The organism is Limnochordia bacterium, assembly GCA_023230925.1.
Lineage (GTDB): Bacteria > Bacillota > Limnochordia > DUMW01 > DUMW01 > JALNWK01.
The window spans coordinates 34,123-48,263 of record JALNWK010000009.1; the positions used below are offsets into that span (position 1 = coordinate 34,123).

Annotated in this window: 13 protein-coding genes; all 13 read left to right on the top strand. The window is 49.5% G+C overall.

Annotated elements, in window-relative coordinates; all coding sequences use genetic code 11:
* Position 1: 1 nt before the first annotated feature.
* The 13 genes from queA to M0Q40_03260 all read left to right on the top strand — a co-directional run bounded on the left by queA (position 2) and on the right by M0Q40_03260 (position 13,948).
* Positions 2–1,033: a tRNA preQ1(34) S-adenosylmethionine ribosyltransferase-isomerase QueA gene (gene queA, locus M0Q40_03200; protein MCK9221624.1), complete on the top strand. Its 1,032-nt coding sequence runs from the start codon at positions 2–4 to the stop codon at positions 1,031–1,033.
* 16 nt (positions 1,034–1,049) lie between these two features.
* The gene (gene tgt / locus M0Q40_03205) at positions 1,050–2,156 is read left to right on the top strand and encodes a tRNA guanosine(34) transglycosylase Tgt (protein MCK9221625.1); all 1,107 of its coding nucleotides are present in this window, start codon (positions 1,050–1,052) and stop codon (positions 2,154–2,156) included.
* 78 nt (positions 2,157–2,234) lie between these two features.
* Positions 2,235–2,531, top strand: coding sequence for a preprotein translocase subunit YajC (gene yajC / locus M0Q40_03210; GenBank protein MCK9221626.1), 297 nt, complete (start codon positions 2,235–2,237; stop codon positions 2,529–2,531).
* Positions 2,532–2,561: 30 nt separating this feature from the next.
* A complete protein-coding gene (locus tag M0Q40_03215) occupies positions 2,562–3,224 on the top strand; it encodes an HD domain-containing protein (protein MCK9221627.1) in 663 nt (220 codons plus the stop codon).
* Between the two features lie 118 nt (positions 3,225–3,342).
* Positions 3,343–4,554: a protein translocase subunit SecD gene (gene secD, locus M0Q40_03220; GenBank protein ID MCK9221628.1), complete on the top strand. Its 1,212-nt coding sequence runs from the start codon at positions 3,343–3,345 to the stop codon at positions 4,552–4,554.
* Entirely contained in the window at positions 4,551–5,441 is an 891-nt protein-coding gene (gene secF, locus M0Q40_03225; GenBank protein MCK9221629.1) for a protein translocase subunit SecF, read from the top strand. The genes secD and secF overlap by 4 nt, the downstream gene beginning before the upstream one ends.
* A 65-nt stretch (positions 5,442–5,506) precedes the next feature.
* On the top strand, positions 5,507–5,824 hold the full coding sequence (locus tag M0Q40_03230; GenBank protein ID MCK9221630.1) for a hypothetical protein: 318 nt from the start codon (positions 5,507–5,509) through the stop codon (positions 5,822–5,824).
* A gap of 18 nt (positions 5,825–5,842) precedes the next feature.
* Entirely contained in the window at positions 5,843–7,513 is a 1,671-nt protein-coding gene (locus tag M0Q40_03235) for an AarF/ABC1/UbiB kinase family protein (protein ID MCK9221631.1), read from the top strand.
* 42 nt (positions 7,514–7,555) lie between these two features.
* A complete protein-coding gene (recJ, locus tag M0Q40_03240) occupies positions 7,556–10,186 on the top strand; it encodes a single-stranded-DNA-specific exonuclease RecJ (GenBank protein ID MCK9221632.1) in 2,631 nt (876 codons plus the stop codon).
* A complete protein-coding gene (locus tag M0Q40_03245) occupies positions 10,146–10,649 on the top strand; it encodes an adenine phosphoribosyltransferase (protein MCK9221633.1) in 504 nt (167 codons plus the stop codon). Before recJ ends, M0Q40_03245 begins: the two co-directional genes overlap by 41 nt.
* 25 nt (positions 10,650–10,674) lie before the next feature.
* Positions 10,675–12,831, top strand: a complete 2,157-nt coding sequence (locus M0Q40_03250) for a bifunctional (p)ppGpp synthetase/guanosine-3',5'-bis(diphosphate) 3'-pyrophosphohydrolase (GenBank protein MCK9221634.1) — start codon at positions 10,675–10,677, stop codon at positions 12,829–12,831.
* Between the two features lie 14 nt (positions 12,832–12,845).
* Positions 12,846–13,295 carry a D-aminoacyl-tRNA deacylase gene (gene dtd / locus M0Q40_03255; protein ID MCK9221635.1) on the top strand — a complete coding sequence of 150 codons (450 nt, stop codon included), beginning with the start codon at positions 12,846–12,848 and terminating at the stop codon, positions 13,293–13,295.
* A gap of 14 nt (positions 13,296–13,309) precedes the next feature.
* On the top strand, positions 13,310–13,948 hold the full coding sequence (locus tag M0Q40_03260; GenBank protein ID MCK9221636.1) for an MBL fold metallo-hydrolase: 639 nt from the start codon (positions 13,310–13,312) through the stop codon (positions 13,946–13,948).
* The last annotated feature ends 193 nt before the right edge of the window (positions 13,949–14,141 follow it).

The window sequence follows — 14,141 nt, forward strand, 5'->3', positions numbered from 1 at the left end:
CATGAGAACAGAGGAATTTTATTACGAACTGCCGAAAGAGCTAATTGCCCAAGCCCCTGCAAAGAGACGGGATGCAGCAAAATTAATGGTCGCCAAACGCTGGGGGGAGGGGCTCATCCACAGTACCTTCGCGAATCTACCTGATTTCTTGCAGGCGGGGGATCTGCTGGTCCTAAACGACTCCAAAGTCTTACCAGCACGTCTTCTCGGCAGAAGACCCGATACCCTGGGTCGCGTGGAGTTGTTACTCCTCTCACCTGTTGAAGGACAGACTTGGCAGGTTTTGATGAAGCGGGCCAAACGGGTTAAACTCGGGGAACGACTTATTTTTGGCCAAGGGGAATTGATGGGCACAGTTGTGGCCAAAGAGGATGAGGGTAAGGGGATTGTGGAGTTTGAAAGTTGTGAGCCCTTAATGGATGCTTTCGCTAAGGTGGGACAGGTGCCCCTTCCGCCCTATATTACCCGGGATCCCTTTGCCATGGATCGGGAAAGATATCAGACGGTCTATGCTAAGGAACTAGGCTCCGCGGCGGCGCCGACCGCAGGCTTGCATTTCACCAAAGAACTTCTTCGCCGGATTGAGGCTAAAGGAGTTGGTATTACCGCATTGACCCTGCATATTGGCCTAGGTACCTTCCGTCCGGTGCAAACGGAGAAGATTGAAGATCATAAGATGCACGCAGAGTTTTTCGAGATAAGTAAGGATTGTGCTAGCCTAATTAACAAGACGAAAGGGCAAGGTGGCCGGGTGATTGCTGTGGGGACAACTGTGGCACGCACCCTAGAGGCCGTTAGCCAAACCCATGGTAAGGTTTGTCAGGCATCGGGCTGGACGGACATTTTTATTTACCCTGGGTATGAGTTTAAGGTAATCGATGGGTTGATCACAAACTTCCATTTGCCCTGTTCGACGTTGCTGATGCTAGTCTGTGCTTTTGGCGGAACCAAGTTTATGCTAGATGCATACCAACTGGCTGTTGATGAGAAATATGCATTTTACAGCTACGGCGATGGGATGCTGATTATCTAAACGGGGGAGAGCGTTCTTGAGTTTTCAGTTATTGGGTACATGCAGTCAAACCAGGGCTCGTCTTGGTGTATTGACCACGGCGCACAGTCAGATTGAAACCCCAGTGTTTATGCCTGTGGGGACTCAGGCTACGGTTAAGACTGTATCCCCCGAGGAACTACAAACCTTGGGCTTTCAGATTATCTTGGCTAACACGTATCATTTGTACCTACGGCCTGGTGATGAACTAATCGCGCGCTTAGGCGGGTTACATCGGTTCATGAGTTGGCCGAGGAGTATACTTACCGATAGCGGTGGTTTCCAGGTGTTTAGCCTGAGCAAATTGCGCAAAATCGAAGATGAGGGTGTTACCTTTAGATCCCATCTTGATGGGAGTAAGCATTTTATCGGTTCCGAGCAATCCATAGCCATCCAACAGAACCTGGGGGCGGATATTTGCATGGCCTTTGATGAATGCGCGCCGTACCCTATTGATGAGGATTATGCCAAGGAGGCCCTAGAGCGAACGACCCGTTGGGCAAAACGGTGCAAAAATGCAAAAACCCGGGAGGACCAGCTGCTTTTTGGAATTGTGCAAGGCAGCACCTATGCCCAGCTGCGTCAGGAAAGCGCCAAGCAGATTGTTGATTTGGACTTTCCCGGCTATGCCATTGGCGGGCTAAGCGTAGGTGAACCTAAGGGGGTTATGCACGAAATGCTTGATGTGACCGTGCCCATGCTACCGGAGGAACGGCCCCGTTATCTGATGGGCGTGGGCTCACCCGATGATCTAGTGGAAGGGGTGGCCCGGGGGATCGACATGTTCGATTGTGTATTGCCTACTCGCCTAGGAAGACATGGTACGATTTTTATGCCGGAGGGGAAACTTGTCATTCGGAATGCAGAGTACCAAGCGGATCCTGCTCCGATGGATCCGGAATGTGGTTGTTGGGCGTGTCGCAATTTTTCCCGGGCGTATGTCCGGCATTTACTCAAAACTAATGAGGTTTTGGGTATTCGTCTGACTACGTACCATAACCTGTATTTCCTAGGACAGTTAATGGCAAGAATAAGAGAGAGCCTTATGCAGGGGGAGTTCCCTAGATTTTATCGGGAGTTTAAGGAGCGATGGTCTTTAGCTTAATAAGGGTTTTTACGATTAAGCTAGATGAGTATAACAATAAAGAAGCAGGAAAGACAAAACGAGGGGGACTGCAATTTGATGGTATTCTTAGCTGCAGAAACAACACAAACACCGGTGGGCGGAGGGCTTTGGGGAAGCCTGCTTTTCTTTGCGCTGATGCTAGGACTTTTCTACATTATGTTGATTCGACCCCAGCAAAAACAGCAGAAGCAAAGGCAAGAGATGATTGATGGGTTGAAGAAAGGCGATAAGGTCATCACTGTCGGTGGCATCCATGGTGAGATCGTCAAGATTGACGAAGATGATGTAGTACTGCAGGTGGCAGACAAAGTGGAAATTAAGATTACCAAAGGTGGAGTGGGCCGGGTCAAGTAAGATCTGTCTGCCAAGGATAGGAGATGGAAATTGCGCATAACCTTAAAAACAGTGAAGGAAAATCAAACGATCAGTGCCTTCCTAAGCCAAGCTGACCAGAACCTAGCTGTACTTGGTTTTACGGAGCATGGTTTTCGTCATGCTAACCTAGTGGCCCAGATTGCCGGGAATATCCTAGATAGACTGGATTACCCTAAGCGGCAAGTAGAACTGGCGGAGATCGCAGGATACTGCCATGATATTGGCAACTTAGTCAGTCGGCTAAATCACGGTGGATTTGGAGCTTGTTTGCTATATCCGATTCTAAAGGCGGAAAACATGTCCGATGAGGAATTGGCGATTATTATCTCTGCCGTGGGCAACCACGAAGAGGATGTGGGTAGCGCGGTGACGCCGGTGTCTGCTGCTTTGATCTTAGCAGACAAGAGTGATGTGCACCGTACTCGGGTGCGTAATCGGGACCAGGCAACGTTTGATATTCATGACCGGGTTAGCTTTGCAGCTGTCCGGTCCTTCGTTAATGTTGATAAGCAAAAGCGCACTATTTCCCTTGAGTTGAGTATCCAAAGGGAGATTTGCCCTGTGATGGAATACTTCGAGATCTTCCTATCCCGTATGATCATGTGCCGCAGGGCTGCAGAGCTTTTAGATTGTCAGTTTAAGCTGGAGATCAACGGTGCTTGTCTATTGTGAAGCCACGGTGGCTAAATTGACAAGGCTTAGTGTATAGATTTATAATGTGCGTATATATAAAGCAGGACAAACTAGGAATTTGGGCTTGGTAAGCACACTGGCTAGGAGGAAGCAGAAAATGCACAAGGGAAACCGAATAAGACTTGCGTTGGTCCTTGTTTTATTGATCACAGCCGGCCTATTACTATATCGTCTTCCACTGCAGTTTGGTTTAGACTTACAGGGCGGAGTCCACGTGGTCATGAAGGCTCAATCGAGTGACGATGTGGAAGTCACCTCAGATTTGATGCAGCGAGTGGTGACCGTAATTGACCGACGAATTAATGCCTTAGGTGTTACAGAACCGGTGATTCAACCAGAGGGGAATGACCGGGTAATTATTGAACTTCCAGGGGTCCATGATCATCAGGAGGCCCTAAGGGTGATTGGAAAACCAGCCCAACTTGAGATCTGTGATTCCTACGGGAATACGGTCTTAACCGGTGCTGATTTGAAAGATGCCCGGCAGAGCTTTGACCGTTTTGGCAAGCCAGCCGTAGCCATCTCCTTTACCAAGGAAGGTGCGCGCAAGTTTGCCGAAGTTACCGCCAAGTTCATTGGGTTTCAGCTTCCCATCATCCTCGATGGCGAGGTCATTAGTAGTCCCAAAGTGGAGAGTGTGATTCCCGATGGAGATGCCATTATTACCGGGAACTTCACTATTGAAAGCGCCAAGGAGTTGGCCCTGCAACTCCGGGCTGGAGCACTGCCCGTGCCCCTTAAGGTCATGGAAGTGAGAAACGTGGGTCCAAGCTTGGGACAGGAATCCATTGATGCTAGCTTAAAGGCAGGCATTATTGGTGTTATTCTGGTATTACTATATATGTTCTTTTACTACAGACTCCCTGGAGCTTTGGCCGATGTGGCCCTTTGTATCTATGTTGTATTAGTATTGGGGATCATGACCGCGGTACGGGCAACCTTGACCTTACCTGGTATTGCCGGTTTCATCCTTTCCATTGGGATGGCGGTTGATGCTAATGTGATTATCTTTGAACGCATCAAAGATGAAATGAAAGCGGGCAAGCGACTGAGAGCCGCCGTTGATGCTGGATTTGATCGGGCGCTTCCGGCGATTGCCGATTCGAACATTACCACCCTTATTGTTGCTGTCGTCTTGTTTGCGCTAGGCAGTGGACCGATTCGTGGCTTTGCGGTAATACTTGGTATCGGTATTCTTACCAGTATGTTTACGGCCATTGTCGTTACTAGGCTGTTAATTAGCATAGTGGTGGATCGGGATCCGGACAAATTTGCCCGGTATTTTGGCGCAAGGGGGGTTAGTCGATGAATATCGCAAAAAGAAAGAACCTTTGGCTGGGTATTGCATTGGTATTTGCCTTGCTTAGTGTAGTACTGCTAAGCACAAAGGGTTTGAACCTAGGCATCGACTTCACCGGGGGGACCCTCATCGAACGGCGCTTACCCGTAGTAACCAACGGGGAGGAGCTCCTTGGTCATTTAGCGAAGCTTGAAAACATTGATTTGGGTAAGCCAACGATCCAAATGGCAGGACAGGGTCAAAATGCCATCATCCGCACTAGACACTTAGAAAACGACGAGATCGATCAGATCGACGCTTTGCTAAAGGAAGTCTATGGCGAGGTTGAAATCCGACGGACAGAGGTTGTGGGCCCGATTATTGGTGAGGAATTGATCAACAAGGCCCTGTGGTCTTTGACCTTAGCGGCATTGATGATCTTAATCTATATTGGCTTTCGCTTCGAGTTCACCTTCGGGGTGGCCGCTGTGTTGGCACTATTGCATGATGTGTTGATTACCTGTGGAGTGTTTTCCCTGTTAGGCATGGAGATCAACAGCAATTTCGTCGCCGCAATTTTGACCATTGTGGGATACTCCATTAATGATACGATTGTGACCTTCGACCGGATCAGGGAGAACAGGCGCTTTAGCCCAAAGGCTGATGTAGGAGAGCTGGTGGAGACTTCTATTTCCCAAAGCCTATCCCGGACGATTAATACGAGTCTGACGACTCTGCTGGTGCTTGTGTCCTTGTTTTTCCTAGGAGGCAGTTCCATTCGTGATTTCGTCTTCGCCCTAATCCTAGGAGTTCTGGTGGGCACCTTCTCCTCATTGTTTATCGCAAGCCCATTGTGGCTTACGCTACGGCAGAGGAAGGATGCTTCTACAGGGAAATCTGTTGCTAAAGCCAATTAGTCTGCTCTAGATTGGGGGATGGTCGCTGACCATCCCCTTGATATATCACAAAGAGGGGGAGCTATATGGCTAGTCTATTCGACCGCTTTTTACTGACTAGTTTAGGTCTTGCTGCGTTGTCCATGGAGAAACTAGAAGAAGTAGTGAATGACTTCGTTAAACAAGGGCGCATGAGTGTGGATGAGGGGCAAAAACTGGTGGAAGCGGCCCAGGCGCGGTTTACACAAGAAGGACAGGAACTCAGCGCTAAGGCTTGGGAGAAGCTCGGTGGGATCATGTCTGAGTTAGGCTTTGTGCGCAAGGATGAGCTTAAGGAACTCGAACTGGAACTAGCACAGCTTAAGGAGCGGGTTTTGGCTTTGGAGAAAGAAAACCCGTCCTAGAAGATAGGGTGAGGCAGGATGGGTTTGCAGCGTACATACAAACACTTTAGGCGCTATCGTCAGATTGCTGAGATTCTGCTCCGCCAAGGATTCGGCTATCTCATTGAGCAGCTAGGGCTTAGGCGTTTCTTACCTTGGTCCAAGAGGGGTTTGGTCCATGCGGATCCACAGCCGGATCCTTCCTCTTTAGCTTTTCGAGTTCGTCTGGTGCTAGAATCCCTAGGGCCTACCTTTGTTAAGTTTGGGCAAGTACTAAGTACCCGTCCTGATTTAGTCTCAAGACAAATGATTCAGGAACTAGAGAAACTCCAGGATAATGTGGAGCCTGTCGCCTTTGAAGAGATGGAAAGGGTCTTGGTCCAGGAGCTAGGGGGGCCTGTGCTAGAACGGTTTGCCTCCTTTGATACTACGCCCTTGGCTTCCGCATCGTTGGGACAGGTTCATGGGGCAAAGCTGTTTGATGGTTCCGATGTGGTGGTGAAGGTGCAGCGCCCTGGTATCGAAGGGGTGATGCGTACTGATCTGGAGATTATGCGAGGGTTGGCGGAGATTTATCAGGAGAGGTTCCAGCCTCCGGGGTTTAGCCCTGTGGAGATTGTTGATGAGTTCGCTGTGGTCTTGCTTGATGAACTGGACTATACCTATGAAGGGACCCAAATGGAGCGCATGGGTCGGGATGTTGCCCAAAATCCTCGGGTGAGCATTCCGAAGGTGTATTGGGAGCTTACCACCTCCCGGGTCCTAACCATGGACCGCGTCTATGGGACGAAGATCGACAGGATTGATGAGCTTAAGGCCCGGGGAATCGACTTGAAGCAAACTGCAGAGAATCTGATTGAGGTGTTTTTCGAGCAGGTTTTCCTTCATGGCTTTTTCCATGGTGACCCCCATCCGGGTAATTTGTTTGTGAACGATGAAGGGGTATTATCCCTTATTGATTTTGGCATGATGGGCTATCTAGACGATGATACCCTAGATAGTCTAGTGGGTATCTTCTTCGGTGTGAAAGAGAATGATCCTAAAAAGGTAGTGGCGAACTTCGGCAAAATGGGTATTCTGCCGAAAGGTGTTGATCTTGCTCCCCTACAGCGCGATGTGTTTTTGCTAGTCAATCGGTACTATGGTGTCCCCTTGAAAGAATTAAGTGTTGGAGATGTCTTCCTCAGAAGTCTGGATCTAGTCAAGAAGCATCATCTACGGGTACCCGCGGATTTCTCCCTCTTAGTGAAGACCGTTGTCACAGTTGAAGGTTTGGCCCGACAACTTGATCCAAATACAAATGTCCTCAAGATACTGGAGTCAATGAGTAAGGAGATGCTCCGGCTTCGCTTTGATCCCATTCGTCTTGGTAAACGGTCCTGGGAGAGAATGATTAGCTTGACCCAGGCAGCCCCGGGAATTATCCTCTCCTCGGAGCAGTTGCTGGAGAAGCTAAACAAAAACGATCTGGGGATTCATTTTTACCACGAGGGGCTGGAAGGATTCATTCACCGGCTGGATATTATTAGTAACCGACTGACCTTTGGATTGATTGTCTCCGCCTTGATTATTGGGTCCTCCCTAGTACTTCTTTTTGACAAGGGTCCACGGCTTTTGGGTTATCCCATCTTGGGCTTGGCCGGATACTTGCTTGCCGGCTTTATCGGGTTGTGGCTACTTGTATCTATTCTTCGCACAGGAAAACTTTAACATGTTTGCTATCTAGAAAACATAGGGGTGGATCCAAGTCCTATGTTATTTCGGGAAGGGATGGTGGCATCGTTAGGCCGTAGACGGCCCAACGATGGTATCTTGATGAAATGGGTTGTACAGGATATTGATCTAGAACAAAGCCAGCATTTGGCTGCTCAGTTGGATATTTCCCCGGTCTTGGCCCAGATCTTGGTGGGCCGGGGTTTTGTTGATCCGGCGAGGGCATTGGAGTTTTTGCAGCCTAGCTTGGCAAACTGTCATGATTACAGGGGGCTACCGGATATTTCCCAAGCCGTAGCAAGGGTTTCGCAAGCCATTGATCGGCAAGAGCCCATCGTGGTCTATGGAGACTACGATGTGGACGGGTTGACCGCGACGGCGTTATTAATTGAGGTCTTGCGCAAGCTCGGCGGTGATGTGGATTTTTATATACCCCACCGCTTGACCGAAGGGTATGGCCTTCATGAGGAGGCGATCCGGGAGTTAAGTAGCCGGGGTACCAAAGTAATTATTACCGTGGACTGTGGTGCTTCCGCTATCATCGAGGCGGAGGTCGCCAAGGCAGAAGGAATTGATCTGGTGATCACAGACCACCACGAGATGGGGGAGAGTACCCCTAGGGCGGTGGCGGTGGTTAACCCCAAAAGAGTGGATAGCACCTATCCTTTTCAGGATTTGGCCGGTGTTGGCGTTGCATACAAATTGGCCCAAGCCCTATGGGAAAAACGGCGGGAGGATCAATTCCCAAGTGTAGACTATTTAGATCTAGTGGCCTTGGGTACCGTGGCCGATGTGGTCCCCTTGCTTGATGAGAACCGGGTTTTTACAAGGTTCGGCCTGCCCCGGATTGGTGCCACACAAAGGATTGGTTTGCGGGCCCTACTTGAAGTTGCCGATTTGCAGGAACAAGAGATCGAAGCATACCATGTGGGGTTTATGTTGGCCCCCCGTCTCAATGCTGCAGGCAGGATGGATCATGCCCAAGTCGCTTTGGATTTGTTGTTATCCCAGGATCCGAAGGAGGCTTTGGAACTTGCCCAGACACTAGATGCTACCAACCGTCAACGACAACAGGATGAGTCACGTATTGTCCAAGAAGCGGAAGAAATGGTACATGCCCAGAACTTGCTACGGAATCGGGCTTTGGTCTTGGCCAGTCCCAACTGGTCTTCGGGGATTGTGGGTATTGCCGCTTCAAGGCTTGTGGATCGGTACCATCGTCCGACGATTCTGATTGGACTTGATGATGAACTTGGAAAGGGCTCTGGCCGCAGTATTGAAGGATTTGACCTTTACGAAGCTTTGGGGGAGTGTAGCGACGCCTTAGAAGGGTACGGAGGACACAAAATGGCCGCTGGGGTTGCTGTCTTAGAGGAACGGATTGACCAATTTGCCCAAAGCTTCATCTCCTATGCCAATGCCAGGCTAAGCCCGGGGGATATTGTACCGAAACTTAAGGTGGATGCATTGGTGGATATTGGGGGGTTAAGTCTAGACCTTGTGGATCAATTGGGTACCCTTGAGCCCTTTGGCCCTGGTAATCCAAAGCCCGTCTTCGGATGCCGGGCAGTGCGGGTGGTAGACAGTCGGCGTGTTGGAGCTAACAAGGATCATCTAAAACTCTGTGTGGGCCAACAGGAGGCCCAGTTACCTGTCATTGGCTTTCGCATGGGGGACCGGCAGGATGTCTTAGGCGAACAGGTGGATCTCGCCTTTCGGATTGGCAAGAACCAATGGCAGGGCGAGATTATGCTGCAGGGCCAGCTGGTGGATATTGGTTGTTCGATACAGCCTGCGGCGTATGTCCATCGCAGCAGGGTGTACGATGGCCGAAAAGTCTTAAGCAAACCTATGTATGTCGCTGAGTTGCTGCAGAGAGAAGAACAGGTAAGTGTCTACATCGGGGTTGCTCCTTGCACCAAAGATGAAGTGGAGGACTGGAAGCAGGCGGGTTTCACGCCAAAAGCAACCAGATCCCTGGGTGATGATGGTGGAGTTGTTTCTCTAGAACATATGCACGGAACAGCCCAGCTTTTCTATGGATGTAGCCTTGAGGAGGAAACCCTTGCAGGCATCGGATGTTCCTGCTTGGCGGTGTGGGGCATGCCCCCAGGCTATGACCGGCTAGGCAGATTACTGGCTGGGTTTAGTGATGCCCCTGAGGTCCACTTACTTGTGGATCGGGACCAAGCAGCAAAAACCAAGACTCTACTTAGGGTAATCTGCCCTAACCGCAGGATGCTAGGGAGTGCTTATCTTAGACTGCAGAAAGAACCCCTTAGTCGCCAAGACTTCACCGCGTTTGTAACGGGGGATATGAAAAGGCTTATAAAACCCTTTGAGGAGCTTAGTGAATGCTTAGGGAACTTGGTAGCAACGGTAGTCTTGGACATCTTTGGCGAACTTGGCTTGTTGGTGGATACAGATGATGGCCGATTATCTGTATCCCATCCAGGCCGTAAGCTAGACTTAGAAACGTCAATTCGATATAATGATAATAAATTCCTTGTAGGGACTTTTAGCCGGTTTTATCGGTATTTGACGACCCAACCGGTCACAAAGATCATAGAGGATCTAAACACAACAGAGATTGGTGCATCTAGGAGGGTACTCGGTGGAACTAAAGTCAATGGTCAGGGAAATTACAGACTTTCCCAAGGAGGGCATTAGCTTTAAGGACATTACTACAGTCCTTAAGGATGGACAGGCCTTTAGGTATTCCATTCAGACAATGGCGGACTATTATCGGCCTAAACGCCCGGAGATTGTTGTGGGAGTTGAGTCCCGGGGATTTCTCATTGGCGCTCCCTTAGCCTATGAATTGGGTGTTGGTTTTGTCCTTATTCGCAAACCGGGCAAGTTACCCGCAGAAACAGAACATGTTGAGTATGAGCTTGAATATGGGACCGATGCCTTGGAGATCCATCGGGATGCCATTAGCCCAGGGACGAAGGTCTTAATGGTGGATGATTTGCTGGCAACTGGGGGTACGATCAAGGCGGCCGCAAAGCTGGTGGAACGACTTCAAGGAGATATCATCGGTTTTGGTTTTCTAATCGAACTTATGTATCTGGAGGGTAGGAAGCAGCTCTCGGGTTATGATGTTTTATCGTTGGTTAAGTACGAAAGCTAGATGTGGACTGATGGGGGTGGGGTAGGTGTCTTTGGAGCAGTTACTTGGGAAAATACGCGAATATGAGCCCGATGCCGATCTTTCCGTAGTTAGTGACGCCTATCACTTTGCCCAACAGGTCCATGCTGGTCAGTATCGGGATTCGGAGGAGCCGTATTTCTGTCATCCATTCGAAGTGGCAATGATCCTCGCTGATTTGGGTATGGAGGAGACGATTATTGCTGGTGGCCTGATGCATGATGTCGTGGAGGATACGGAAGTCACCGTTAGCGAGATTCGGGAACGCTTTGGTGATGAAATCGCCCTTTTTGTGGATGGGGTGACTAAACTTAGCAAGATCCCTTTTCGGACGAAAAAAGAGCAACAGGCGGAGTCTTTACGCAAGTTGTTCTTAGCCATGGCCCAGGATGTGCGGGTGGTGATCATCAAACTGGCGGACCGGCTGCACAATATGCGTACCCTTGATGCATTATCCGCGGAAAGACAGCAGAAGATCTCCCGAGAGACTTTAGAGATATACTGTCCGCTGGCGAACCGGCTTGGTATGTGGCAGATTAAGTGGGAGATGGAGGAGTTGGCCTTCCTCTATTTGTACCCAGAGGACTACCATATGTTGGTGGAGGAGGTCAATCGCAAGCGTGCCCAGCGTGATGCGGATTTGTTCTTTGTGATGGATCAATTAAAGAAAAGACTTGATCAGATGGAGATCAAGGCGGAGATCAGCGGGCGCACCAAGCATGTTTACAGCATATTTCAAAAAATGAGAAGTCAGCAAAAGACCATAGACGAGATTTATGATCTTTTGGGTGTGCGGGTGATTGTAGATTCAGTTAAGGAGTGTTACGGGGTCTTAGGGATCGTCCACACTATGTGGAAACCAGTCCCTGGCCGTTTTAAAGACTATATTGCTATGCCCAAGGCCAACATGTATCGGTCGTTGCATACCACCGTTATTGGTCCGGGTGGTGAGGCCTTTGAGGTGCAGATTCGTACCTGGCAAATGCACTGGGTGGCGGAGCGGGGTATTGCGGCCCATTGGCTATACAAAGAGGGCGGCTCCCAGGATACTAAGTTTGAACTGAAGATGGCCTGGCTGCGGGAAGTCATGGATTGGCTTAAAGAGATGAAGGACCCCGATGAGTTTATGGAGATGCTAAAGATAGACCTCTTTGAGGATGAGGTCTTTGTCTTTACGCCCAAGGGAGATGTGAAAAACCTGCCCGCGGGTGCTACTCCTGTGGATTTTGCCTTTAGCGTACACACCGATGTGGGCCTTAGGTGCGCGGGCGCTAAGGTTAATGGTCGGATTGTACCCTTAGATTATATTTTGAAAAATGGGGAATTCGTGGAGATTCTCACCTCAAAGAATGCCTCTCCTAGCCGTGATTGGCTCCATTTTGTGAAGACCTCAAAGGCCCGTTCGAAGATTCGGGGTTATCTTAAGGAGGAACGACGGGACGAGAATGTACAGCGGGGTAGATCCATGTTGGAGCGGGAGGCCAAGAAATTTGGCGTGGAGCCCAACGTGATTCTAAAGCCGGATAAATTGGCCCAGACTGCAGCACGCTACGGGTTTGTCTCCGGTGATGACCTGCTGTGTTCTATCGGCTTTGGCAAGGTACCTGCCCGTCAGGCATTAGGTCGGATTATTGGGCCCCAGGAATTGGAGAATCGACGGCAAGAGATGAACTTAGCCAAGCAAAGGCGCCGCATGCCCGAACCTCTCTTACGTCAGATCGAAGGGGTACGCTGTCGGGGCGTGGATAATCTTTTGGTTCGCTTTTCCAAGTGCTGTAATCCCGTACCGGGGGATCCCATTGTGGGGTATATTACCCGGGGTCGTGGTGTATCCATCCATCGGGAGGACTGTCCTAATGTAGCCTATCTACAGAATGAGCCGGAGCGTCGGATCGACGTGGAATGGATAAATCAAGATGAGGTGTCCTATCCTGTGGAAATTCGGGTGGAGGCCGTGGATCAGGTGCATTTGCTTGCAAGTATTATGAATACTGTCTCCGAGCAGAAGACAAACATAGAGGGTGTCAATGCGAGACTAGACCGGGATAAGGCAATTATCGATCTAGTACTGGATATTCGCAATGTGGAGCATATGAATAGCATTATTAAGCAACTAAAACAAGTTTCCGGTGTCCTTGATGTGTATCGGGCACATCCAACATAGAGAGGGTTAGTACATTGCGTTTAGTGGTGCAAAGGGTTCAGGAAGCAAAGGTTTTGGTCGATGGTGATGTAGTTGGCGGGATTGAACAGGGTGCCTTGATGTATTTGGGTGTGGCTACAGATGATGAGGAAGGGGATTACCGTTACCTAGCAGAAAAGGCCGCCAATCTGCGGATATTCGATGATGAGACAGGGCGGATGAATATTTCCCTAGTGCAGGCCGGATATTCGGCGTTAGTTGTATCGCAGTTTACTCTCTATGGCGACTGCCGTAGGGGCAGACGTCCTGATTATACCCAGGCAGCTCCATCGGAGAAGGCTGTGGTTCTTTACGAAGAATTCATTCGCAGTCTCAAGGACTTAGATGTGGAGGTGGAAAAGGGGGAGTTCGGTGCAAATATGCAGGTGGTCTCCGTTAATGATGGACCTGTGACCCTGCTGTTAGATAGTAGACGCAACTTTTAGGGGGAAATGCTGTAATGGATATTAAGTGTTGCTCCGTAGGTGCTCTAGCCACCAATTGCTATCTGGTAAGGATTGATAACAAACGTGGTTTTGCTGTGGATCCCGGGGGGAATGGCGCCCAACTGCTAACTACAATTCGGGAGATGGATCTCGATCTGAGGTATATCCTACTTACCCACGGACATTTTGATCATATCGGGGCAGTCTCCCTGCTTGTTAAGAACACCGGGGCCAAGGTGGTTATCCATAGGAACGATGCAGAAATGCTCGTCGATTCCGCGGCCAACCTTTCCTTGTTCTTCCAGGATGGCCTTACTACTGTACCAGCGGATATTATTCTCGAAGGAGATCAGGACTTGACCCTTAGTGATGGAACGGTTATTCAAGTCATTGAGACTCCAGGTCATACCCCCGGTGGTGTTACATATGTTTTGGATGGTACTGCCTTTTCCGGAGATACGCTTTTTGCCGGATCCATCGGTCGATATGACTTTCCTGGTTCTTCTTTTAAAGAGTTGCAGGCTTCGCTGAAGAAACTATGTTGCCTGCCCGATAATACCGTTGTTTGTCCTGGCCATGGTCCTAAGACCGACATTGCCAGGGAGAAGAAGTCTAATCCATTTATTGACGGGATTCATCAGGATTGTCTATGACCAGCAGATTAAGAACATTGTAGAAAGAGAGGTTGATTCTTGCCGATCTTAAAGCTTAGCAGGACAAAGCCTTGTGGGACAGGCCTTTGAGCTCGGGATCCAGGAATCCATGTAAATTGACAGGGTGCGCGCCAATACAGTACAATTAAGCAAGATTGTACATTTGGCAACTGGTACTGAAATTACAGAGTAA

What these genes read in the sequence shown, in the direction of transcription:
- queA (MCK9221624.1), top strand. Translation starts at nt 2, where the DNA reads ATGAGAACAGAGGAATTTTATTACGAACTGCCGAAAGAGCTAATTGCC.
- yajC (MCK9221626.1), top strand. Translation starts at nt 2,235, where the DNA reads ATGGTATTCTTAGCTGCAGAAACAACACAAACACCGGTGGGCGGAGGG.
- secD (MCK9221628.1), top strand. Translation starts at nt 3,343, where the DNA reads ATGCACAAGGGAAACCGAATAAGACTTGCGTTGGTCCTTGTTTTATTG.
- secF (MCK9221629.1), top strand. Translation starts at nt 4,551, where the DNA reads ATGAATATCGCAAAAAGAAAGAACCTTTGGCTGGGTATTGCATTGGTA.
- M0Q40_03230 (MCK9221630.1), top strand. Translation starts at nt 5,507, where the DNA reads ATGGCTAGTCTATTCGACCGCTTTTTACTGACTAGTTTAGGTCTTGCT.
- M0Q40_03235 (MCK9221631.1), top strand. Translation starts at nt 5,843, where the DNA reads ATGGGTTTGCAGCGTACATACAAACACTTTAGGCGCTATCGTCAGATT.
- recJ (MCK9221632.1), top strand. Translation starts at nt 7,556, where the DNA reads ATGTTATTTCGGGAAGGGATGGTGGCATCGTTAGGCCGTAGACGGCCC.
- M0Q40_03245 (MCK9221633.1), top strand. Translation starts at nt 10,146, where the DNA reads ATGGTCAGGGAAATTACAGACTTTCCCAAGGAGGGCATTAGCTTTAAG.
- M0Q40_03260 (MCK9221636.1), top strand. Translation starts at nt 13,310, where the DNA reads ATGGATATTAAGTGTTGCTCCGTAGGTGCTCTAGCCACCAATTGCTAT.